Origin of the sequence: Acinetobacter sp. YH12255 (assembly GCF_013417355.1) — a bacterium.
GTDB lineage: Bacteria > Pseudomonadota > Gammaproteobacteria > Pseudomonadales > Moraxellaceae > Acinetobacter > Acinetobacter pseudolwoffii.
This window is the reverse complement of sequence record NZ_VPEC01000007.1, coordinates 56,471-76,734: the sequence shown is the minus strand read 5'-3', so window position 1 is coordinate 76,734 and position 20,264 is coordinate 56,471. Positions and strand designations below refer to the sequence as shown.

The window sequence follows — 20,264 nt, the reverse complement described above, 5'->3', positions numbered from 1 at the left end:
GCTTATTCCTCTACACTAACCATATAGTAGACTTGGTTGATCATACCACGGTTAGAAGGCGTATCTTGCACTTCTACAGTATGACCAATACGACGCAGACCTAAACCTTGCAGGCTCAGCTTATGATTTTTCAAGCGGTGCGATGCAGATTTAGTCTGGGTAACTTTAATCGTTTTCATGATTGATTACCCTTGAATTTGTTCTACTGAAAGACCACGTTTCGCAGCAACCTTCTCAGGAGTAGTCATATCACGCAAACCGTTGAAAGTTGCGTTAACTACGTTAGCAGCGTTAGTAGAACCACGGCATTTAGTCAAAACGTTACGTACACCTACAGCTTCTAGAACTGCACGCATAGCGCCACCAGCAATTACGCCTGTACCTTCAGAGGCAGGCTGCATGAATACGCGACTAGCGCCATGACGTGCATGAATTGGGTGCTGTAACGTACCATCAACAAGGTCAACAGTAATCATGTTGCGACGAGCAGCTTCAAGTGCTTTAGAGATAGCAGCTGGAACTTCACGTGCTTTACCACGACCAAAACCTACGCGACCATTACCATCACCCACAACAGTTAATGCTGTGAAAGAGAAGATACGACCACCCTTAACAACTTTGGCTACACGATCAACGGCAACCAGCTTTTCAACAAGACCTTCGTTTTGTTCAACTTTAGCCATGATTAGAACTCCAAGCCGTTTTCACGAGCAGCATCAGCCAAGGCTTTGATACGACCATGATATTTAAAACCAGAACGGTCAAATGCAACTTTAGTAACACCAGCTGCTTTAGCGCGTTCTGCGATTAAAGCACCTACTTTTTGAGCTGCTTCAACGTTACCAGTTGTACCTGCACGTAGAGTAGCGTCTAAAGTAGAAGCTTGCGCTAATACTTTGCCACCATCTGCAGAGATAACTTGAGCATAGATGTGACGCGGAGTGCGGTTTACACACAAACGAGTCGCACCCAATGCACGGATGTGCAAGCGTGTGCTTTTCGCACGACGCAAACGGGATTGTTTCTTTTCGTTCATAAGAACCTCGCGCCTTATTTCTTCTTAGCTTCTTTACGAAGTACAACTTCGTCAGAATAACGAACACCTTTGCCTTTATACGGCTCTGGTGGACGGTAACCACGGATATCTGCAGCAACCTGACCTAAAGCTGCTTTGTCAGCAGATTTAAGTACGATTTCAGTTGCAGTTGGAGTTTCAGCAGTTACACCTGCAGGAAGTGCATAATCGATCGGGTGAGAGAAACCAAGGTTAAGATGAACAACATCACCTTTAACCGCAGCTTTATAACCAACACCGATAAGCTGTAACTTACGTTCGAAACCTTCGCTAACACCTTTTACAAGGTTGTTAAGCACAGCGCGAGCAGTACCAGCTTGCATCCAAGCGTCTTTCGACTCTTGTACTGGAGCAATAGCCAGAGTACCGTCTTCCTGTTTAAGCTCGACCAGCGCATGCAGGTTGAAAGACAATGTACCTTTAGTGCCTTTCACTTCGACCTGCCGGCCGTTCTGAGTAACTGTTACACCATTCGGTACAGTTACTGGGGCTTTAGCCACACGAGACATGAGGAATCACCTATTAAGAAACAAAAGCAATAACTTCACCACCAACGCCTGCAGCACGTGCAGCGCGATCAGTCATGATGCCTTTGCTTGTAGAAACAATTGCAATACCTAAACCTTGCTTAACGCTTGGAAGTGCATCTTTACCGCGATACTGACGTAGACCTGGACGGCTTACGCGTTTCACAGTGTCAATCACTGGCTTGCCTTCAAAATATTTTAACGTAATTGTTAAAGTTGGTTTGCCTTCAGCTTCCGCAACTTCTACGTTAGAAATGTAACCTTCTTGTTGAAGTAAGTTAGCAATTGCAACTTTCAACTTAGAATTAGGCATAGAAACAGTTTGTTTCTTCGCCATTTGTGCGTTACGAACACGTGTTAGCATGTCGGCAACGGTATCTTGCATACTCATTTATAGTGCTCCTTACCAGCTTGCCTTAACAACGCCAGGTACATCACCTTGCATTACTGTTTCACGTAATTTGTTACGGCTTAAGCCGAACTTACGGAAATAGCCATGCGGACGACCAGTTAAACCACAACGGTTACGTAGACGTACTGGAGATGCATTACGTGGTAATGCTTGCAATTTCATCATCGCTTCGAAACGTTCTTCGTCTGATGCATTTACGTTTGCAATAACAGCTTTTAATTCAGCACGTTTTGCAGCGTATTTAGCAACAGTAGCTTCGCGTTTCAATTCGCGATTAATCATACCTTTCTTAGCCATATCGACCTCTTATTTGAACGGGAAGCCGAATGCACGCATAAGCGCACGGCCTTCGTCATCGGTGCGAGCAGTCGTAGTAATGGTAATGTCCATACCACGAATACGATCAATCTTGTCAAAATCGATTTCAGGGAACATGATCTGTTCCTTAAGACCCATTGAGTAGTTACCACGACCGTCGAATGATTTCGCAGAGAAACCACGGAAGTCACGGATACGAGGGATCGCAATCGAGATCAAACGGTCTAAGAATTCGTACATACGTTCGCCGCGTAAAGTAACTTTACAACCGATCGGCCAACCATCACGGATTTTAAAACCAGCGATTGATTTACGAGCTAACGTAAGTACTGGTTTTTGACCAGCGATAGCTTGCATATCTGAAAGAGCACCATCAAGGAGTTTTTTGTCAGCAGCAGCTGCGCCAACACCCATGTTGATCGTGATTTTAGTGATGCGAGGAATTTCCATCACATTTTTAACGCCTAAAGTCTCTAATAACTGAGCTTTAAGTTCGTCATTGTAACGTGTTTTAAGTCTGGCCATGGCCTATATCAACCTATTACTTCGCTACCGCCACTGATTCACCATTTGATTTGAATACGCGAGTTTTCACGCCATCAATCACTTGGTAACCAACACGGTCAGCCTTTTGGGTTGTAGCATTAAAAACTGCCACGTTTGAAATATGAAGCGAAGCTTCCTGAGTTACAACGCTACCTTCAGCGCCTGTAGCACGGTTCGGCTTTTGGTGCTTCTTCACCAAGTTAAGGCCTTCAACCTTAACACGGTCATTAGAAACAGACAGAACAGTACCCTGTTTGCCTTTTTCTTTACCTGCGATCACAATTACTTGATCGCCTTTTTTAATCTTAGCCATGATCGCCTCTTATAGAACTTCAGGAGCCAATGAAATAATTTTCATGAACTGTTCAGTACGAAGTTCACGAGTCACTGGTCCGAAAATACGAGTTGCAATCGGCGCTTTGTTGGTGTTCAAAATAACAGCAGCGTTATCGTCGAAACGAATCACTGAACCGTCTGCACGACGGATACCGAATTTTGTACGAACCACAACTGCATTCATCACGTCACCTTTTTTAACACGTGCGCGTGGAATTGCTTCTTTTACAGTAACTTTAATAATGTCGCCAACAGAAGCATAACGACGATGCGAGCCACCAAGTACTTTAATACATTGTACGCGGCGTGCACCACTGTTGTCTGCTACGTCGAGCATAGTTTCGGTCTGAATCATTGCCCTACTCCAAAACCGAGCAACACCGGTCGAAATTTCGAAAGGCTCAAAGAGTACTCGAAATTGACCGATGATGCAACAAGAACGTTAATTACTCAGCAGCTGCTTCAACAACTTCAACTAGAGTCCAAGACTTAGTTTTAGAAATTGGGCGGCTTTCTTTAATGGTTACAACATCACCAGCTTTCGCTGTGTTGTTCTCATCATGAGCATGTAATTTTGTTGAACGGCGGATTAATTTGCCATACAACGGGTGTTGAACTTGGCGTTCAATAAGAACAACGATAGATTTATCCATCTTGTCGCTTACAACTTTGCCAGTTAACGTGCGGACTGTTTTATCACTCATTGTCCGTTCCCCTGTTTTTCGGTAAGGAGGGTCTTAATACGAGCAATCGTCTGACGAGTAAGTGCAACTTCATGCGATTTACCCAATTGACCAGTTGCTTTCGCCATACGAAGACGGAATTGGTTAAGCTGTTGCTCATCAAGCAAAGCTGTCAACTCTTCTACCGACTTTTCACGTAGATCTTTAGTTTTCATTACATTACCGTCCGAGTCACGATAGCGGTTTTAAACGGAAGCTTAGCTGCTGCAAGCGTAAACGCTTCGCGAGCCAATTCTTCGTTAACACCATCAATTTCGTACAAGACTTTACCTGGTTTGATTTGGCAAACCCAATATTCCACAGAACCTTTACCTTTACCCATACGCACTTCAAGCGGCTTAGAAGTAATCGGTTTGTCCGGGAATACACGGATAAAGATCTTACCACCACGCTTAATACGACGGCTAATTGTACGACGCGCTGCTTCAATTTGACGCGCAGTCATTTGACCACGTTCAACTGATTTAAGTGCAATAGTACCGAAAGATACTGTGCTACCGCGGTGTGCTAGACCAGTGTTACGGCCTTTCTGCACTTTACGGAATTTAGTACGCTTAGGTTGCAACATGGATTATTCTCCTTTTTCAGCAGAACGATCATTGCGACGACCACGACGCTCTTGACCTTCACCACGACCACGACCGCGTTTAGCTGGACGTTCTTCTGCTGGAGCTGGGTTCATGACTTGTTTCATGCCGCCCAAGATCTCACCACGGAAGATCCAAACTTTAACACCAATCGTACCGTAAGTAGTCTCAGCACGCATAGTCGCATAGTCGATATCTGCACGAAGCGTATGTAGAGGTACACGACCTTCACGATACCACTCAGTACGAGCAATCTCAGCACCACCTAAACGGCCTGAAACTTCTACTTTGATACCTTTAGCACCAGCACGCATTGTGTTTTGTACCGCACGCTTCATAGCACGACGGAACATTACACGTTTTTCCAATTGAGAAGCGATTGCTTCAGCAACTAGACGCGCGTCTAAGTCTGGACGATCAATTTCATTGATACTTACTTGCGCAGGAACACCCATGATAGATGTTAATTCGCGTTGTAGTTTCTCAATATCTTCGCCTTTTTTACCGATTACGATACCAGGACGAGCAGTGCTAATAGTTACTTTAGCAGCGCCTGTAGGACGTTCGATAAGAATGTTGCTGATCATCGCGTTTTTAAGTTTTTTGATTAAAAACTCACGAACTTGAAGATCTTTAAGCAAGTATTCAGCGTATTGTTTCGGATTCGCATACCAGTTAGCGTTATGACGTTTCACAACACCTAGGCGGATACCGATTGGATGAACCTTCTGACCCATATCAAACCCCTACCTTAACGGTGATGTGACAAGTACGCTTAGTAATACGATCTGCACGGCCTTTAGCACGTGGCATAATACGTTTCAGGCTCATGCCTTCATCAACGTAGATCGTAGAAACTTTAAGGTCGTCTACATCTAAACTGTTATTGTGTTCAGCGTTTGCAATCGCAGATTCCAACGCTTTCTTAACTAGAACTGCAGCTTTTTTGTTGCTGAAGTTAAGGATGTTAAGCGCGTGCGCAACAGATTTGCCGCGGATAAGATCTGCAACCAAACGAGCTTTTTGTGCCGAGATAGCGGCACCGCGTAATTTAGCAGTTACTTCCATCATAGCACCCATTAACGTTTAGATTTCTTGTCAACACCGTGACCGCGATAGGTACGAGTTGGTGCAAATTCACCAAGCTTGTGACCAACCATGTGTTCAGAAACGATCACAGGAACGTGGTTACGGCCATTGTGTACAGAAATTGTTAAACCAACAAAATCCGGTAGGATCATCGAACGACGCGACCAAGTTTTGATCGGCTTACGGTTATTAGCCGCGATAGCCGCTTCAACCTTAGCGAACAAGTGCGCATCGACGAATGGGCCTTTTTTCAGAGAACGAGGCATTGTCAGATTCCTTTACTTGTTACTTAACGCGACGGTCGCGAATGATCATCTTAGTCGTACGCTTATTGGTACGTGTCTTGTACCCTTTAGCTTTTTGACCCCATGGGCTTACAGGTTGAATACCTTTGTTACGCCCTTCACCACCACCGTGCGGATGGTCAACTGGGTTCATTGCCATACCACGAACGGTAGGACGAACACCACGCCAGCGCGATGCACCAGCTTTACCAAGCGAACGAAGGTTGCTTTCCGAGTTAGATACTTCACCTAACACAGCGCGACATTCAACGTGAATTTTACGCATCTCGCCTGAACGTAGACGAACGATAGCGTAAGAACCGTCACGACCCAACAGCTGAACTGAAGTACCAGCTGAACGAGCAATCTGCGCGCCTTTACCGATTTTAAGTTCGATGTTGTGAAGAGTAGAACCGATTGGCATGTTGCGAAGCGGCAAGCAGTTACCTGGACGAATTGGAGCATCGTTACCAGACTGTACTTTATCGCCAGCGCGAAGGCCTTTAGGAGCGATGATATAACGACGTTCACCATCAGCATACAATACAAGTGCAATGTGTGCAGTACGGTTAGGATCGTATTCGATACGCTCTACAGTTGCAGGAATACCATCTTTGTTACGTTTAAAGTCAACTAGACGGTAGTGCTGCTTATGACCGCCACCAACGTGACGAGTCGTGATGTGACCGTTATTGTTACGGCCGCCAGTACGTTTTTTAGCTTCAACCAACGGAGAGTACGGTGCGCCTTTGTGAAGGTGATCATGAACCACTTTCTCTACAAAGCGACGTCCTGGAGACGTTGGCTTACATTTTTGAATAGGCATAATTCTCGTCCTTATTCCGCTGTGCTTTCAGCGGTATCGCCCAAGTCAGCCATTTCAACATCTTGGCCAGCTTTCAGGGTGACGTATGCTTTTTTAACATCAGAACGACGTCCTAATGTTTTACCAAAGCGTTTAGACTTACCTTTAGTGATAGTCGTGTTAACTTTAACAACTTCTACACCAAAGAGTTGTTCCACTGCTTTTTTGATTTCAAGCTTGTTTGCGTTGATAGCAACTTTAAACACTTGAACACCAGCAGTTTCACCTAAAACTTGTGCTTTTTCTGAGAATACAGGTCCTTGCAGGACTTGATAGATACGTTCGTTGTTCATCCGAGTTCTACCTCAATTTTCTTAGCAGCAGCTACAGACATAACAACTTTGTCGAACGCAATCAAGCTAACCGGATCGATTGCAGCAGCATCAACCACATCTACGTGTGGAATATTGCGTGCAGCAAGATACAAGTTCTCATCAACAGCATCGGTAACGATCAATGCACGAGTTGCATTCAAGTCGTTAAGCTTTGCAAGCAATTCTTTAGTTTTTGGAGCTGCAACAGCAAACTCATCAACTAAAATTAGGCGATCTTGACGAACAAGTTCAGCCATGATGCATTGCATAGCACCGCGGTACATTTTACGGTTTACTTTTTGAGACCAGTCTTGTGGACGAGCAGCAAAAGTTTTACCACCGCCAACCCAGATTGGGCTACGAATAGAACCAGCACGAGCACGGCCAGTACCTTTTTGACGGAATGGCTTGCGGCCACCGCCAGAAACGTCTGCACGTGATTTCTGAGCTTTTGAACCTTGACGGCCACCAGCTAAATAAGCTGTAACCACTTGGTGAACAAGAGCTTCATTAAATTCACGACCGAACGCAACTTCTGATAATTCAACAGCAGAGCCGGAAACAGTATTTAAATTCACGTTATTTCCCCTCAGGCCTTGATCGTAGGACGAACGATTACGTCGCCACCAGTAGCACCAGGAACCGCGCCTTTAACAACAAGAACTGAACGTTCTGTGTCGATAGCAACGATCTCAAGACCCTGTGTAGTTACGCGTTCAGCACCTAAATGGCCAGCCATTTTTTTGCCTTTGAATACGCGACCAGGAGTCTGGTTTTGACCAGTAGAACCTAAAACACGGTGAGAAAGCGAGTTACCGTGAGTTGCATCTTGCGTACGGAAGTTCCAACGCTTAACACCACCTTGGAAACCTTTACCTTTAGATTGACCAGTTACGTCAACAACTTGACCAACCTGGAACAATTCAACGGTAAGCGTACCACCAACTTCACGACCTTCAAGATCAGCTTCTGTAGCGCGGAATTCTTGAACTAGACGACCAGCTGCAACACCTGCTTTCGCGAAGTGGCCTTTCTGAGCGTTAGTTACGCGAGATTCGCGACGTTCACCAGTAGTGATTTGAATCGCTTGATAACCATCAGTTTCAAGCGTTTTGATTTGAGTGATGCGGTTAGGATCAACCTCAATCACTGTAACAGGCACAGAAACACCAGCATCTGTAAAGATACGTGTCATACCGCACTTGCGACCGACTAAACCAATAGCCATGTGCATAAACCTCTAAAAAAGCGGCCTAATTAACTTAGAGTGTTAATTAACCCGAAAGCCTTAACCCAATGCGATCTGAACATCAACACCAGCTGCAAGATCTAACTTCATCAATGCATCTACAGTTTTGTCTGTAGGTTGAACGATGTCGATCAAACGCTTGTAAGTACGAATTTCGTACTGGTCACGCGCGTCTTTGTTTACGTGTGGTGATGTTAAAACGTTAAAACGTTCAATGCGTGTTGGCATTGGAATTGGACCACACACTTGTGCGCCAGTACGTTTTGCGGTTTCTACGATTTCTTGAGCAGATTGATCAATCAGGCGATGATCAAAAGACTTAAGACGGATACGAATTCTCTGGTTAGACATACCAGTAAACTCCAAGCCAAATATATAAAGAATCACTCCTGACGCATCTCACCCCACTTTAATACGGGTAAGTGTCAAGAGCAGTGAAATATCACTAAGGTCGTGATCGATGCCACGACTGTAACGATAGTTAACTACTTTATTCGCAGTTAACCCCCTTCCTATCGAAGGGTCGCTTATTATAGCCATTGTTTAATGCATAAGCAAATCCCTTTTATGGTTTTATCCAAGTTTTCAATTTACCCCCTAAAACAAGAGTTTATTTTCTGAATGCGGGGCAGTTTTCGCCAAGACATATTCTATAGCTCGATTTAATATCTGATTTCCTTCAACAAACTTATTTTTATAGGTCTTTTTTAATTCAGAGAGATCCTGAACATATTTTCCTGAAAATTGTGCAAGCTGCTCCTCATCTTCCAAAAATAAAGACAGGGTTTCTGGAGTACTCTCTGGATGAAACTGAAAACCGAGTACATTTTTGCCCAACTGGTACATCTGATTACGACAGGCTTGGTTTTCTGCCAGATGCACTGCCCCTTTGGGTATTTCAAAGCTTTCACTATGCCATTGCAGAATATTGAACTGTTCGGGCAAGCTAAAACATTCTTGCGGTAGATTGGCTACCTTGTGTACCGTGGCCCAGCCCAATTCCTGCTCAGGATTACGACTGACGCCCGCCCCCAATGCATTGGCAATCAATTGTCCACCCAGGCATAAACCGATTGCCGGTTTGCCATGTGACAGATAACGACGCAACCAGCGTTTCTCTATCTTTAACCAAGGGAAATTCGCCTCATCATTGACACTCATGGTTCCGCCCATGATGATCAGTAAATCGACGTCCTCAACCCTTGGCAAAGCCTCAATCTCTAAAGGACGATCCAACGGTAAAGCAAAAAACTCAGTCGCACTAATGTACGCCTGATACTGCTTTAAAAACTCATGACAACTACCATAACCTTCGCCAGCAATATGCTGAAAATAATGCACTTTTAAATGCGACTTCATGCTCCTCAACCTATTTTTTAGCTAGATAGTTTTAGGTTTTGCAAAAATGAAGCCAACTTTTTTCAAGGACCAATTTTTTTAACAATTCACAACCGAACTGGCAGTGAGTCACAGATTCTCTTAAGCTAAGGTAATATTTGATTACATTTAAGGGCATTCACGTGAAAAAAAACGCTCAAACCACTCTGATTCATGCACCACGAAAAGCCCCTCAATCCATTTCTACGGTTCAACCTCCCCTGTTTCGTGCATCGACCATTATTTTTGAGAATACTGATGCGCTATTTAATCGCCACTGGACCGATGCTTATGACTATAGCTACGGCACCCACGGCACACCCACGACATTCACCTTAGGCGATAACATCGCGCAAATTGAAGGGGGTGAATACTGCCTACTTGCGCCGAGCGGTTTATCCGCCATTAACCTGGTGAATTCTTGTTTCTTGAGCCAAGGTGATGAAGTCTGGGTTGCCGATAACATCTATGGCCCAAACATGGAACATCTGCGCAATCTGGAAACGCGTTATGGCATTGCGGTCAAAGTGTATAACCCGCTTGAGGTCGAAACCTTTACACCAAGTGAAAAAGCAAAACTGCTTTGGCTGGAAGCGGCCGGTTCAGTCACACTGGAGTTTCCAGATCTGGTCGGTTTAATCAAAAAAGCCCAGGCACATCATATTTTGACGGCGCTGGATAATACCTGGGGCGCAGGTCTGGCTTTTAATGCTTTTGATTTTGGCGAAGAGCATTTAAGTGTCGATATCACGGTTCATGCCCTGACCAAATATCCAAGCGGTGGTGGCGACATCTTGATGGGCTCAGTTGTTACACGAGATAAAACCCTGCATCACAAACTGTTCCGTACCCATGCCATTCAGGGCATTAGTGTTTCTGGTGATGATGTGGCGCAGGTACAACGCAGTCTGGCTTCGATGCAACTGCGTTATCAGCATCAGTCCGAAAGCGCACTGACTTTAATGAAGTGGCTCAAACAGCAAACTGAGCTTGTTCAAGTTTTACATCCAGCCGATCCAGATTGCGCTGGACATCAATACTGGAAAGATATTTGTAAGACAGGTCAAAGTGCCGGCCTGGTTAGCGTGATTTTTGATCATTCTTATAAGCTGCAAGATATTCGCAATTTCTGTGACAGCTTAAACCTGTTTAAGCTCGGCTTTAGCTGGGGTGGCCCTGTCAGCCTGGTCATGCTCTATAACTTAAAAGACATGCGTGTACTGGAACATTCACATTTAAAACATGGCTTTCTGGTTCGTTTCTGTATCGGACTGGAACATCCGCAAGATTTGATTCAAGATATCCAGTACGCCCTAGAACACATGAAAAAGCCTAAAAATGAATGATAAACAATAGGAAAAGTTATGTAAGCACCACTTGGTATTGCTAAAAAACCACAAATACCATGCAAGACATTGTTTTACGTTCACAGCTTGCCAGTCGGCATGGTCTGCTTGTCGGTTTAACTGAAACTAAAAAAACAGTCACTCTTATTTATGAACAGGGTGTCGATCGGAATAGTGCTTTTGAAATGCTGCAAAAACCCAAGTGGCTAAACCTCAAAAAAATGCCAAACAAGCAGAATTTGCAAAACAGCAAGCCAAGGAACAGTGACCTCTAACCGGTGAGCAACCAAAGGAATTAGAACACGCGACTTAGGCAACCTGAAGAGTTCATAAAAGATACTGATCGATTTATCAAACTGCGCACGCAGGCTCGGAGATGATACCGGGGAGAATTGTCCGCGAGTTTCATGACTGCTTTTTCAGTGAAAATAGCACGATTTATTCCTATCAAGATTTTTAAAATTATGGGATATTCAGATATCCCATAATTTTTTTATGGTTTTATTAAAAGATGTATTTACAAGGCACGCTTTAAGATGTATTTTAAATACATCTTATAAATAAACAGCCATGAGAGATCAAACATGACTCCGCAGCAAATTGACCTTGTAAAAGCAACAGTGCCTGTACTCCGCGAAAATGGTGTGGCACTCACGGGCTATTTTTATAACCGCATGTTAGGCAACAACCCTGCCCTTAAAGAAACGTTTAATATGGGTCACCAACGCAGTGGTGCACAGGCGCAAGCCCTTGCCGGCGCTGTATTGGCCTATGCCGAAAATATTGAAGACCCATCTGTACTTTTACCTGTGGTTGAGCTGATCGCGCATAAACACGTGAGCTTAAACATTCAAGCGCCAGACTATAATATTGTGGGTGAAAACCTGCTGCATTCTATTAGTGAAGTATTAAGCATCCCGATGGAAGATCCATTAATTGATGCTTGGGCTACAGCTTATGGTCAATTGGCTGACTTGTTCATCAGCACTGAAAAAACGATCTATGAGCAGCATCAGCAAACCAAAGGTAGCTGGTTAGGCTGGCGCAATTTCAAAATTGCCCAAAAAGTAGTGGAAAGTGACGAGATTACTTCAATTTATCTACAACCGGTCGATGGTGGTGATTTACCGAAATATGAAGCCGGTCAATATATTTCAGTTCGTGTATTCGTAGAAGAACTTGGCTTAAAACAGCCGCGTCAATATACGCTTTCAACCAGCCCTCAAGCAGACTATTTGCGTATTTCAGTTAAACGTGAACCGGGCAATGGCGCAGATCAAGTTGCAGGTTGGGTGTCTAACACTCTACATGGTTTGCCGGAAGGTTCAGAAATTGAAGTATCTGCACCAACAGGTAACTTCTACCTGATCGATCCAGCTAAACGTAATGTGTTTATCAGTGGTGGTGTTGGCCTGACGCCAATGATCGCGATGCTGAACCAGCTGGTGACTCTGGATATGCCACAACCTGTGACCTTTATCCATGCTTGCCGTAGCAAACAGGTTCATGCGATGCACCAGCATATTCATGACCTGAAAGCAAAATATCCGCGCTTAAGCACCCTTACTGCTTATGAATTTCCACATCAAGCTGACAAACTGGGTGAGGATTATGATGTAGCAGGTCGTCTGGATCTGAGTACAGTTGATGCAGCGCTGTTACCAGTCAATGCCGATTACTACCTTTGCGGCCCAATGCCATTTATGGCAGAACAGCAAAAAGCACTCGTTGCCCGCGGTATTCCTGCTGAAAATATTCATAGTGAAGCATTTGGTACAGGTGGGGTTCACCACTAAGCCCTCGCTTCAAGCTGAATAGGTGGGGCTAGTCTGGTTATGCTAGACTAGCCCTTATCTATTTAATTCTTAAAGATATTAGTGCGATCATGCAATTAAACAAATTTACCGACTATGCTTTGCGTATTTTAATGTACATCTCCCAGCCGCGAGATACGCCGTATACGATTGCGGAAATTGCGCGAGATTTGTATGTGTCACAAAATCATTTAATGAAGATTGTGCATTTCATGTCGAAACAAGACTGGATTATTGCCACACGCGGTAAAGGCGGCGGCATCCGCTTAAATCCTACTACACTAAATCTAAAACTCAGTGAGATCGTGCTTAGCTTGCAGGGTGAAAATCATGTGATTGTCGAATGTAATACCCCACCCTGCGTACTGCGTAGCAATTGTGGTTTAAAAGGTATTCTCGACCATGCGCTGGAACAGTTTTACCAAAGCCTGAACCAATATACGCTGGCCGATGTGCTCACCCCATCTAACCAATCTCATTTTAGTACTGTTTCTCCAATCGGTTTAATTAACCTGATGGATTAAGTTGCAATAGCATTGCAAAGCAAAGTTCGCTTGCCTGTGCGACTTCCTTTATAATGTTTCTTTGTAGATCATTTATTGAAGTTGAGTTATGCACCACAGCAGAGGAAAATCCAAAAACAGTAAGACAGCCCATGCACCCAAGCAAAAGATCAGCTACGAGAAAAAAGTTGATTCTGCTATTACTGAATATTCTGTGCGCTCACTCAACTGGCTACGCAAAGCCGAATTTTTAATGAGTGCACCAAAACTCAGTCTTTGTGTAGAAGATACAGGCTATGAAATTGCTTTTGCCGGTCGCTCCAATGCCGGTAAATCCAGTGCGATTAATGCCCTGACCAACCAGAAACAGTTGGCACGTGCATCAAAAAGACCCGGCCGCACCCAGATGATTAACTTTTTTAGCTTGGGTAATCCAGATCAGCGTCTGGTCGATTTACCAGGCTATGGCTATGCTGCCGTACCAGAGGCGATGAAAATTGTTTGGCAAAAAGAACTGGAAAATTATCTGATTCATCGCAAAAGCTTACAGGGCTTGGTGCTGTTGATGGATATTCGTCATCCGCTACAACACTTTGATGTGATGATGCTGGAATGGGCTTATTCACGTCATTTGTTTGTGCATGTTCTTTTAACCAAATCAGATAAGCTGAATCGTGGCCCTGCCTCTAAAGCGCTTCAGGAAGTCAAAGCTGCATTGAAAAAAATGAAACTGGACTTCTCGATTCAATTGTTCTCCTCCATGAACAAAGAGGGACTTGAAGAACTGGCCAGCGTCATGGGCGGCCGTCTGAATTTCACTTTAGATCAATCAACTCAATTTGATTTGGACAGTATTCCGGAAGTATCGGCTCATGATCTAAATCAATTCGATGAACCAGTTGAACTCGACTCTGGGTCTGATGCAACTGCTATTGGTGAGGTTTCACCGCATGACTTAAATGAAGCTGAAGAACCGCTTGAATTACTTGAGCAGGATCAGTCAGAACTTAAAGCAGCAGATGAGCTAAACCAGAATAAACGCTCAGCTGAATAATCAAATGACAAAATATTTGATTGATTGATTTAAATTAAAAACCTCCGTTATGCCGCATAACGGAGGTTTTTTTCTAAGGTGATTTTCACCATATCAAGCTGGTCAAGTGATAGCAGCGCCGGATTGATCAGATTTACCTGTTTTTACATGAAGACTGCATTGTTTACTTAGTGATTAAATCCTGATTCATATTAGAATAAATCTTGATCAGCCTTAGATCAGGAACCCATTATGAAACCATCTATCTCTGTGATTACGCTGGCTGTTCAGGACATAGAACAGTCATTGCAATTTTATTGTGAGGGTTTAGGCTTTAAAAGCGACGAAATTATGGGGCAGGAATTTGAATATGGTGCGGTGGCGTTTATTCAACTGCAATCCGGTCTTAAGCTTGCCTTATGGCCGCAGCGCAGCCTTCAGCAAGATACCGGTCTTGAATTGAGCCCGATCTGCCCAACCCAAATGGCGCTGGGACATAATGTCTATAGTCCATTAGAGGTTGACCAGATCATGGTACTGGCTGAACGTGCGGGCGCTAAAATTATCAAAGCTGCACACACCACCTTTTATGGCGGATATGCTGGTTATTTTCAGGATCCCAATGGTCATCTCTGGGAAATTGTCTGGAATCCGGACTTAGATAAAGATTAAACCGGCGCTTCAGGTTCACGGGTATGCCGGTCTACCACCACACTGATCATCATATCGCCCTGCACATTCACCACGGTACGTACCGTATCCAGTAAACGGTCGATCGGCAATAAAATCGCAATCGCCTCGGCAGGCAATCCCACAGATTGCAACACCATAATCATGGTGACCATGCCAGCGCTTGGAATCCCAGGTGCGCCTAAGGATGCAATCATTGCCGTGGCACAGACCACCAGCTGTTGCCCTAAACTCAGATCCAGCCCCATTAAATTGGCAATAAACAAGGCGGCGGCTGCTTCATAGAGTGCTGTGCCATCCATATTCAGCTGTGTTCCCAGTGGAATCACAAAACCTGCCGTATGCGGACGTACGCCCAGATTTTCCTGCGCACATTTCATTGACAGTGGCATGGTGGCCGAACTGGAACTGGTGGCAAATGCGGTAATTAAAGCAGCGCGTGTGCCTTTAAAGAACGTGATCGGATCCATCTTGCCAAAAATCCACAGCAATAAAGGCAATACCACGATGCCATGGAAAATGGTGGTTCCGGTGACCACGGCCGCAAATTCAGCCAGACGACTGAGTACCGAAATATCCTCAGTCGCGATCAGCTTGGCCAATAAAGCAAAAATACCGAAAGGTGCCAGTTTCATCACCCAGCCAATCATCAACATCATGATTTCAAAAAACTGGTGACTCAACTTGCGCACGGTACGGAATTTATCTCCGCCTGCGACCAGTGCCACACCGACAAACAAGGCAAAGACCACCACTGCCAGGACATTGCCATCTGAAAATGCCTTAAACGGATTGATCAGGGTATTTTGGATAAAATTGGTAAAGAAAGAAGATGGCGTTAAGGTGTCCGGAGTCTGATGCTGCGCCATGGCATCCTGGAACATCAGTACATCGACACCCTTGCCGACATCAAACAGATGTGCACAGGCCAGACCTAAAATGAGTGCCAAAGTCGTTGTGGTCACACAGCACATCAGGGTGATTTTCCAGGTGCGATTCAGTTGTCCACCTGCCTGCAGATTGGATACCCCGACCACAATCGACGTAAAAATTAGCGGAACCAACAGCATTTTTAATAAGCCGATAAAAACACTGCTGACGATGCCGATGCCGTATAAACTGACATCAAAAAATGAGGTCTGCGGAAATATCGTGAGTAAAAATCCAAACAGCACCCCCAATACGGCGGCAATTAAAATTTGCGTATTTAAGCTCATCTTTTCATGCATTTTAATATAGATCTTAAGCGGCACTATGCCATGCCGATTCTACAGAATCGAGTAATATTTTATAAACGCGTGCCTAGAACAAGATCTCAAATAATGATTGTTCTGCGGATTAAAAACAAAAAAACCGAATCTGGGATTCGGTTTTTTTGAGCAAAAATATAAAAATTATTGGGTTTCGATTTCACGTAAGCGGATCAGCCCTTCCTGCGTGGTACTACAGACCAGTTCGCCATTCTGCCACATCCGTCCAAAATTCAGGCCACGTGAACTGGCACTCTGGGTGGCATCCATGTCATATAGCATCCATTCATCGGCACGAAATGGCTTATGGAAGTACATGGCATGGTCAATACTGGCACATTGCAGGCTTGGCGAAATATAACTCAGACCATGTGGACGCAGTGCCGTGGTCATCAAGGTAAAGTCTGAATAGAAAGCGGCAATGGCCTGATGCAAAGAAATCTGATCCACTTCTGCAGCAATTCGGTCATGGGTGCGGATATAGTGCGCATAAGACGGCGCTTCCGGTTGCGGCTGAAAGGGGTTTTGCGGATTGATCGGGCGAATCTCGACATGACGATCACGGGTGAAAGACGCACGGACATTTTCCGGAATAAACTCAATCATTTGTTTGATCAGTTCTGCTTCATTTTTCAGGCTTTCTGCTGGCGGATATTCCGGCTCTGAAATCTGGTAATTGAGACCTTCTTCCTGATGCGCAAAAGACACCATACACATAAAAATAGTGCGACCATGCTGAATCGCACGTACTTGACGGCTGACAAAGCTCTTGCCGTCACGGATACGATCCACTTCATAAATAATCGGTGCATTGACATCTCCACCAAACAGAAAATAGGCATGTAACGAGTGTGCCGGACGGTCTGTGGTATAAGACGCAGCGCGGAGTGCCTGCCCTAAAACCTGCCCACCAAACACGCGCTTGCCCACCAGATTACGGCTGATTCCCCGAAAAATGTTTTCTTCTAACTTTTCCAAGCTAAGCAGCTCGACCAGTTCCTGTGTTAAGGCATTCATAAGCAACCTACGTAATATTGGAGATATCCCAAAAATGGAAAAACAGATCTAAATAATTAATCTGGAATATTCTGCCACAAAATCAGACCGAAACTCTAAAGATTGCATGACTGTTCTGTCATACTGATGTCATAAGTGACTAGGAAAAGCATCTGCTTTCACGCTAAAATTAGAGCACTTCTGTTGAAGTTGTTAAAAAAAGATATATGGTTTCGCTTTGGAAACCCGCAAAAATAAATCCCCTCAGAAGTCCTGTGGTTTTGGTCAGTAAAATTAGGAGCAGCTATGTCCAAGAATGGCTTTGGTCAAATGTATCGCAAGCTTTCAAGTAAGCTACTTGATCTTGTGGTTACCCCTCATGTTCTTGGGGAAGTACCAAGTGAAGTGACAGCACCTGAACCTGATCAGACTGCAACAGAATCACGAAAGCTGGTCTGCTACGTTTTACAGAACCATTCGCGTAGTAATGCGCTGGTCGTCGATGCAGAAACCCGCCGTTTAAAGTTGCCAGCTGCGCTCGATCCAATGCAACTGGGCAATAGTAAGGAAAAAGCTTCGCTGCTGTTTTTACAGCATCATGATGAAAATAACCTGCTCAGCTCACCGCCGCATGCGTTTCCGCCGCGCCTGTTACGCCTGATTGAAATCCTGGAACAACATCCTGAACTAGATGTGGAATTGGTACCAGTCACGGTGCTTTGGGGACGTGAACCTGAAAAAGAAGATTCCTGGTTCAAACTGCTATTTACCGATACCTGGTCTACGCCAAGCCGGGTCAAGCAACTGGTCAATATCGGTCTGCATGGCCGTCAGTCTTATTTAGAGTTTCACGAACCCCAGTCTTTACGTGCCATGATTGAGCATGCCAAAAAAACGCATCCAAATTCAGCGCCAGCGACTTATATTGTTAGCACTTTAAATGATTATCTGGATGGGCAGCGCGAAGTGATTCTCGGGCCGGATCTGTCCGATCGCCGTAATGTCATGCACGGTTTAATCAAATCGCCAGATGTACAGGCTGCGATTCGCAATGACAGTATTCGCAGTAAAATCTCGATGCTGGAATCTGAACGTCGTGCCATTGGTTATCTAAACGAAATTGTTTCCGATTATTCTCATTCGACTGTACGTTTTGCCGATAAAGCCCTGACTCGTTTATGGACGCAACTTTATGACGGCGTAGAAGTACATAATTTCAGTACCGTGCGTGAACTGGCCAAAGATTATGAGATTGTCTATACCCCATGTCACCGCAGTCACATCGACTATTTGTTATTGTCTTATGTGATCTATCGTCGTGGCTTGATGGTGCCGTATATCGCTGCGGGCGATAACCTGAACATGCCTTTTGTGGGTCAGATTTTACGTGGTGGCGGTGCCTTCTTTATCCGCCGTACTTTCCGTGGCAATGCGCTCTATACCACAGTCTTTAAAGAATATTTATATAGCGTTCTATCACGCAATACCCCACTGGAATACTTTATCGAAGGTGGTCGTTCACGTACTGGTCGTTTGCTACCACCTAAAACTGGGATGCTGGCGATGACCGTGCATGGTCATTTACGCGGCAAAGCCAAACCAATTGTCTTTGTACCGACCTATATCGGTTATGAACGCCTGATGGAAGGCGGCACTTATGTCGGTGAGATGAGCGGCAAGCCGAAAGAAGCCGAATCTATTTTTGGTATTGTCAAAACCCTGCGCAAAATTGAACGCATTTTCGGTAAAGTGCATCTGAATTTTGGTGAGCCGGTATTTCTGGATGACATCCTGAAACAGCATGGCGCAGAAAATATTAAAATTGAAAAGAACGATGATCCAATTCCACAAGCAGTTTCTGATGCAGTAAACAGCTCTGCGCAAGCGATTCTGGAAAATATCAACCGTGCAGTGGTGATCAATCCGGTATCGCTATTATCGTTGATCCTGTTGGCGACACCGAAACATACGCTGGATGAAGAAATCTGTATCAAGCAGCTGGATACTTATCGTACCCTGCTGGCGGCATTACCTTATGATGAGCGGATGGAAGTTACACCGCTTTCAGGCAAAGAAATTATTGCCTATGCAATGAAGCTGAAACTGATCAAGCGGGTAAAACATGTGCTGGGCGATATCATTGCCATTGAAGATAATCAGGCAGTTTTGCTGACTTATTTCCGTAACAATATCGTGCATTCCTTTGTGCTTCCGTCATTGATTGCAGCACTGGCTGAACACAATGGAACGATTCGCCGTGATGATGTCGTCAACATCAGCAGCACCCTGTACCCATTCCTAAAAGCAGAGCTGTTTTTAAAATGGCGTGAAGATGAGATTCAGGATCAAGTCAATGCGCATATTGATAACTTGATTTCTGCCAAACTGATCACGCAAGATGGTGAAAATCTGCTTGCTCCGGCACCCAATACTGAAGTCCATCATCAGCTCGAAGTTCTGGCTGCACCAGTGACTCAAAGTCTGGAACGTTATTACATGACTTTGGCACTGATTACCCAACGTGGTTCAGGCAATATTTCGACCCGTCAGGTTGAAGAATTGAGCTATCTGGTTGGTCAGCGTTTATCAGTTCTATACGAATTCAACTCGCCAGAATTCTTCGACAAAGCCCTGTTCCAGAGCTTTATTAAAGTCTTAACCCAAAAAGGTTATCTGTGTACCAATGACGACAATGCCATTGTTTTTGATGAGCAGCTGACCAACGTAGCGCAATATGCAGATCTGGTACTGGATGAAGTGAAATTACAGATGCTGCATCACATCACCGCCTTTACCGATGAAGAACTCAAAGAAGCACTTGATGCAGTTGCGGCTGAACAAGCCAAGAAACGTACCAAGCGCAAAAAGAAGTAAAGCTTTTATTCTCTCTTCTTTCAGGAGATGGGAAGC

General features: G+C 44.6%; 30 protein-coding genes. 7 read left to right on the top strand and 23 right to left on the bottom strand.

Annotated elements, in window-relative coordinates:
- Positions 1–2 precede the first annotated feature (2 nt).
- From rpmD to FTV30_RS04655, 21 genes are all read right to left on the bottom strand, one after another.
- Positions 3–179 carry a 50S ribosomal protein L30 gene (gene rpmD, locus FTV30_RS04755; RefSeq protein ID WP_005094139.1) on the bottom strand — a complete coding sequence of 59 codons (177 nt, stop codon included), beginning with the start codon at positions 177–179 and terminating at the stop codon, positions 3–5.
- A gap of 6 nt (positions 180–185) precedes the next feature.
- Positions 186–683 (bottom strand): 30S ribosomal protein S5, encoded by a 498-nt coding sequence (gene rpsE, locus FTV30_RS04750; protein WP_004281496.1) that lies wholly within the window; start codon positions 681–683, stop codon positions 186–188.
- Between the two features lie 2 nt (positions 684–685).
- Complete coding sequence (gene rplR / locus FTV30_RS04745) at positions 686–1,036, bottom strand: 50S ribosomal protein L18 (protein WP_004281497.1); 351 nt, start codon at positions 1,034–1,036, stop codon at positions 686–688.
- Positions 1,037–1,050: 14 nt separating this feature from the next.
- Positions 1,051–1,584: a 50S ribosomal protein L6 gene (rplF, locus tag FTV30_RS04740; protein WP_005094142.1), complete on the bottom strand. Its 534-nt coding sequence runs from the start codon at positions 1,582–1,584 to the stop codon at positions 1,051–1,053.
- A gap of 13 nt (positions 1,585–1,597) precedes the next feature.
- Positions 1,598–1,993 carry a 30S ribosomal protein S8 gene (gene rpsH, locus FTV30_RS04735; protein ID WP_005094144.1) on the bottom strand — a complete coding sequence of 132 codons (396 nt, stop codon included), beginning with the start codon at positions 1,991–1,993 and terminating at the stop codon, positions 1,598–1,600.
- Between the two features lie 12 nt (positions 1,994–2,005).
- Positions 2,006–2,311: a 30S ribosomal protein S14 gene (gene rpsN, locus FTV30_RS04730; protein ID WP_004732275.1), complete on the bottom strand. Its 306-nt coding sequence runs from the start codon at positions 2,309–2,311 to the stop codon at positions 2,006–2,008.
- A 9-nt stretch (positions 2,312–2,320) separates the two neighbouring features.
- Positions 2,321–2,857, bottom strand: a complete 537-nt coding sequence (rplE, locus tag FTV30_RS04725) for a 50S ribosomal protein L5 (protein WP_005094146.1) — start codon at positions 2,855–2,857, stop codon at positions 2,321–2,323.
- Between the two features lie 16 nt (positions 2,858–2,873).
- Positions 2,874–3,191, bottom strand: coding sequence for a 50S ribosomal protein L24 (rplX, locus tag FTV30_RS04720; RefSeq protein ID WP_004281502.1), 318 nt, complete (start codon positions 3,189–3,191; stop codon positions 2,874–2,876).
- A gap of 9 nt (positions 3,192–3,200) precedes the next feature.
- A complete protein-coding gene (gene rplN / locus FTV30_RS04715) occupies positions 3,201–3,569 on the bottom strand; it encodes a 50S ribosomal protein L14 (RefSeq protein ID WP_005094147.1) in 369 nt (122 codons plus the stop codon).
- 91 nt (positions 3,570–3,660) lie between these two features.
- Positions 3,661–3,918 carry a 30S ribosomal protein S17 gene (rpsQ, locus tag FTV30_RS04710; protein ID WP_004281504.1) on the bottom strand — a complete coding sequence of 86 codons (258 nt, stop codon included), beginning with the start codon at positions 3,916–3,918 and terminating at the stop codon, positions 3,661–3,663.
- Positions 3,915–4,112 (bottom strand): 50S ribosomal protein L29, encoded by a 198-nt coding sequence (rpmC, locus tag FTV30_RS04705; protein ID WP_004281505.1) that lies wholly within the window; start codon positions 4,110–4,112, stop codon positions 3,915–3,917. The genes rpsQ and rpmC overlap by 4 nt, the downstream gene beginning before the upstream one ends.
- On the bottom strand, positions 4,112–4,525 hold the full coding sequence (gene rplP / locus FTV30_RS04700) for a 50S ribosomal protein L16 (protein WP_004281506.1): 414 nt from the start codon (positions 4,523–4,525) through the stop codon (positions 4,112–4,114). The genes rpmC and rplP overlap by 1 nt, the downstream gene beginning before the upstream one ends.
- A 3-nt stretch (positions 4,526–4,528) precedes the next feature.
- Positions 4,529–5,281 carry a 30S ribosomal protein S3 gene (rpsC, locus tag FTV30_RS04695; protein WP_004281507.1) on the bottom strand — a complete coding sequence of 251 codons (753 nt, stop codon included), beginning with the start codon at positions 5,279–5,281 and terminating at the stop codon, positions 4,529–4,531.
- A gap of 1 nt (position 5,282) precedes the next feature.
- Positions 5,283–5,612 carry a 50S ribosomal protein L22 gene (gene rplV, locus FTV30_RS04690; protein ID WP_001982638.1) on the bottom strand — a complete coding sequence of 110 codons (330 nt, stop codon included), beginning with the start codon at positions 5,610–5,612 and terminating at the stop codon, positions 5,283–5,285.
- Between the two features lie 11 nt (positions 5,613–5,623).
- On the bottom strand, positions 5,624–5,899 hold the full coding sequence (gene rpsS / locus FTV30_RS04685) for a 30S ribosomal protein S19 (protein WP_004281508.1): 276 nt from the start codon (positions 5,897–5,899) through the stop codon (positions 5,624–5,626).
- 19 nt (positions 5,900–5,918) lie between these two features.
- The gene (gene rplB, locus FTV30_RS04680; RefSeq protein WP_005094148.1) at positions 5,919–6,743 is read right to left on the bottom strand and encodes a 50S ribosomal protein L2; all 825 of its coding nucleotides are present in this window, start codon (positions 6,741–6,743) and stop codon (positions 5,919–5,921) included.
- 11 nt (positions 6,744–6,754) lie between these two features.
- On the bottom strand, positions 6,755–7,075 hold the full coding sequence (gene rplW / locus FTV30_RS04675; protein ID WP_005094149.1) for a 50S ribosomal protein L23: 321 nt from the start codon (positions 7,073–7,075) through the stop codon (positions 6,755–6,757).
- Positions 7,072–7,674, bottom strand: coding sequence for a 50S ribosomal protein L4 (gene rplD / locus FTV30_RS04670; RefSeq protein WP_005094150.1), 603 nt, complete (start codon positions 7,672–7,674; stop codon positions 7,072–7,074). The genes rplW and rplD overlap by 4 nt, the downstream gene beginning before the upstream one ends.
- Positions 7,675–7,685: 11 nt before the next feature.
- Positions 7,686–8,324, bottom strand: a complete 639-nt coding sequence (rplC, locus tag FTV30_RS04665) for a 50S ribosomal protein L3 (protein WP_005094152.1) — start codon at positions 8,322–8,324, stop codon at positions 7,686–7,688.
- Positions 8,325–8,384: 60 nt separating this feature from the next.
- The gene (gene rpsJ / locus FTV30_RS04660) at positions 8,385–8,696 is read right to left on the bottom strand and encodes a 30S ribosomal protein S10 (RefSeq protein ID WP_000070912.1); all 312 of its coding nucleotides are present in this window, start codon (positions 8,694–8,696) and stop codon (positions 8,385–8,387) included.
- 246 nt (positions 8,697–8,942) lie between these two features.
- On the bottom strand, positions 8,943–9,704 hold the full coding sequence (locus FTV30_RS04655; protein WP_180001113.1) for a type 1 glutamine amidotransferase: 762 nt from the start codon (positions 9,702–9,704) through the stop codon (positions 8,943–8,945).
- Positions 9,705–9,865: 161 nt separating this feature from the next.
- Here FTV30_RS04655 and FTV30_RS04650 point away from each other — a divergent pair, with 161 nt between their 5' ends.
- From FTV30_RS04650 to FTV30_RS04625, 6 genes are all read left to right on the top strand, one after another.
- Positions 9,866–11,068 carry a PLP-dependent transferase gene (locus tag FTV30_RS04650; RefSeq protein WP_005094155.1) on the top strand — a complete coding sequence of 401 codons (1,203 nt, stop codon included), beginning with the start codon at positions 9,866–9,868 and terminating at the stop codon, positions 11,066–11,068.
- 59 nt (positions 11,069–11,127) lie between these two features.
- Entirely contained in the window at positions 11,128–11,343 is a 216-nt protein-coding gene (locus FTV30_RS16435; protein ID WP_180001093.1) for a hypothetical protein, read from the top strand.
- A 309-nt stretch (positions 11,344–11,652) separates the two neighbouring features.
- The gene (hmpA, locus tag FTV30_RS04640; protein ID WP_100355133.1) at positions 11,653–12,864 is read left to right on the top strand and encodes an NO-inducible flavohemoprotein; all 1,212 of its coding nucleotides are present in this window, start codon (positions 11,653–11,655) and stop codon (positions 12,862–12,864) included.
- Between the two features lie 89 nt (positions 12,865–12,953).
- Positions 12,954–13,406, top strand: coding sequence for an Rrf2 family transcriptional regulator (locus FTV30_RS04635; protein ID WP_180001112.1), 453 nt, complete (start codon positions 12,954–12,956; stop codon positions 13,404–13,406).
- 88 nt (positions 13,407–13,494) lie between these two features.
- A complete protein-coding gene (gene yihA / locus FTV30_RS04630) occupies positions 13,495–14,439 on the top strand; it encodes a ribosome biogenesis GTP-binding protein YihA/YsxC (protein ID WP_005168732.1) in 945 nt (314 codons plus the stop codon).
- Between the two features lie 231 nt (positions 14,440–14,670).
- On the top strand, positions 14,671–15,090 hold the full coding sequence (locus tag FTV30_RS04625) for a VOC family protein (protein WP_180001111.1): 420 nt from the start codon (positions 14,671–14,673) through the stop codon (positions 15,088–15,090).
- Here FTV30_RS04625 and FTV30_RS04620 read toward each other — a convergent pair.
- Together FTV30_RS04620 and FTV30_RS04615 are read right to left on the bottom strand one after the other, a co-directional pair.
- Positions 15,087–16,325, bottom strand: a complete 1,239-nt coding sequence (locus tag FTV30_RS04620; protein ID WP_034608350.1) for a dicarboxylate/amino acid:cation symporter — start codon at positions 16,323–16,325, stop codon at positions 15,087–15,089. The two genes, FTV30_RS04625 and FTV30_RS04620, sit on opposite strands and share 4 nt — an antisense overlap.
- 177 nt (positions 16,326–16,502) lie before the next feature.
- Positions 16,503–17,375, bottom strand: a complete 873-nt coding sequence (locus FTV30_RS04615) for an acyl-CoA thioesterase II (protein WP_005094170.1) — start codon at positions 17,373–17,375, stop codon at positions 16,503–16,505.
- 285 nt (positions 17,376–17,660) lie between these two features.
- Between FTV30_RS04615 and plsB the strand changes: the two genes are divergently transcribed.
- Complete coding sequence (gene plsB / locus FTV30_RS04610) at positions 17,661–20,228, top strand: glycerol-3-phosphate 1-O-acyltransferase PlsB (RefSeq protein WP_180001110.1); 2,568 nt, start codon at positions 17,661–17,663, stop codon at positions 20,226–20,228.
- Positions 20,229–20,264: the final 36 nt, after the last annotated feature.

Bases quoted from the DNA above. Each gene is read 5' to 3' on its own strand.
- rpmD (WP_005094139.1), bottom strand. From the start codon at position 179: ATGAAAACGATTAAAGTTACCCAGACTAAATCTGCATCGCACCGCTTG.
- rpsE (WP_004281496.1), bottom strand. From the start codon at position 683: ATGGCTAAAGTTGAACAAAACGAAGGTCTTGTTGAAAAGCTGGTTGCC.
- rplR (WP_004281497.1), bottom strand. From the start codon at position 1,036: ATGAACGAAAAGAAACAATCCCGTTTGCGTCGTGCGAAAAGCACACGC.
- rplF (WP_005094142.1), bottom strand. From the start codon at position 1,584: ATGTCTCGTGTGGCTAAAGCCCCAGTAACTGTACCGAATGGTGTAACA.
- rpsH (WP_005094144.1), bottom strand. From the start codon at position 1,993: ATGAGTATGCAAGATACCGTTGCCGACATGCTAACACGTGTTCGTAAC.
- rpsN (WP_004732275.1), bottom strand. From the start codon at position 2,311: ATGGCTAAGAAAGGTATGATTAATCGCGAATTGAAACGCGAAGCTACT.
- rplE (WP_005094146.1), bottom strand. From the start codon at position 2,857: ATGGCCAGACTTAAAACACGTTACAATGACGAACTTAAAGCTCAGTTA.
- rplX (WP_004281502.1), bottom strand. From the start codon at position 3,191: ATGGCTAAGATTAAAAAAGGCGATCAAGTAATTGTGATCGCAGGTAAA.
- rplN (WP_005094147.1), bottom strand. From the start codon at position 3,569: ATGATTCAGACCGAAACTATGCTCGACGTAGCAGACAACAGTGGTGCA.
- rpsQ (WP_004281504.1), bottom strand. From the start codon at position 3,918: ATGAGTGATAAAACAGTCCGCACGTTAACTGGCAAAGTTGTAAGCGAC.
- rpmC (WP_004281505.1), bottom strand. From the start codon at position 4,112: ATGAAAACTAAAGATCTACGTGAAAAGTCGGTAGAAGAGTTGACAGCT.
- rplP (WP_004281506.1), bottom strand. From the start codon at position 4,525: ATGTTGCAACCTAAGCGTACTAAATTCCGTAAAGTGCAGAAAGGCCGT.
- rpsC (WP_004281507.1), bottom strand. From the start codon at position 5,281: ATGGGTCAGAAGGTTCATCCAATCGGTATCCGCCTAGGTGTTGTGAAA.
- rplV (WP_001982638.1), bottom strand. From the start codon at position 5,612: ATGGAAGTAACTGCTAAATTACGCGGTGCCGCTATCTCGGCACAAAAA.
- rpsS (WP_004281508.1), bottom strand. From the start codon at position 5,899: ATGCCTCGTTCTCTGAAAAAAGGCCCATTCGTCGATGCGCACTTGTTC.
- rplB (WP_005094148.1), bottom strand. From the start codon at position 6,743: ATGCCTATTCAAAAATGTAAGCCAACGTCTCCAGGACGTCGCTTTGTA.
- rplW (WP_005094149.1), bottom strand. From the start codon at position 7,075: ATGAACAACGAACGTATCTATCAAGTCCTGCAAGGACCTGTATTCTCA.
- rplC (WP_005094152.1), bottom strand. From the start codon at position 8,324: ATGGCTATTGGTTTAGTCGGTCGCAAGTGCGGTATGACACGTATCTTT.
- rpsJ (WP_000070912.1), bottom strand. From the start codon at position 8,696: ATGTCTAACCAGAGAATTCGTATCCGTCTTAAGTCTTTTGATCATCGC.
- FTV30_RS04655 (WP_180001113.1), bottom strand. From the start codon at position 9,704: ATGAAGTCGCATTTAAAAGTGCATTATTTTCAGCATATTGCTGGCGAA.
- FTV30_RS16435 (WP_180001093.1), top strand. From the start codon at position 11,128: ATGCAAGACATTGTTTTACGTTCACAGCTTGCCAGTCGGCATGGTCTG.
- hmpA (WP_100355133.1), top strand. From the start codon at position 11,653: ATGACTCCGCAGCAAATTGACCTTGTAAAAGCAACAGTGCCTGTACTC.
- FTV30_RS04635 (WP_180001112.1), top strand. From the start codon at position 12,954: ATGCAATTAAACAAATTTACCGACTATGCTTTGCGTATTTTAATGTAC.
- yihA (WP_005168732.1), top strand. From the start codon at position 13,495: ATGCACCACAGCAGAGGAAAATCCAAAAACAGTAAGACAGCCCATGCA.
- FTV30_RS04625 (WP_180001111.1), top strand. From the start codon at position 14,671: ATGAAACCATCTATCTCTGTGATTACGCTGGCTGTTCAGGACATAGAA.
- FTV30_RS04620 (WP_034608350.1), bottom strand. From the start codon at position 16,325: ATGAGCTTAAATACGCAAATTTTAATTGCCGCCGTATTGGGGGTGCTG.
- FTV30_RS04615 (WP_005094170.1), bottom strand. From the start codon at position 17,375: ATGAATGCCTTAACACAGGAACTGGTCGAGCTGCTTAGCTTGGAAAAG.
- plsB (WP_180001110.1), top strand. From the start codon at position 17,661: ATGTCCAAGAATGGCTTTGGTCAAATGTATCGCAAGCTTTCAAGTAAG.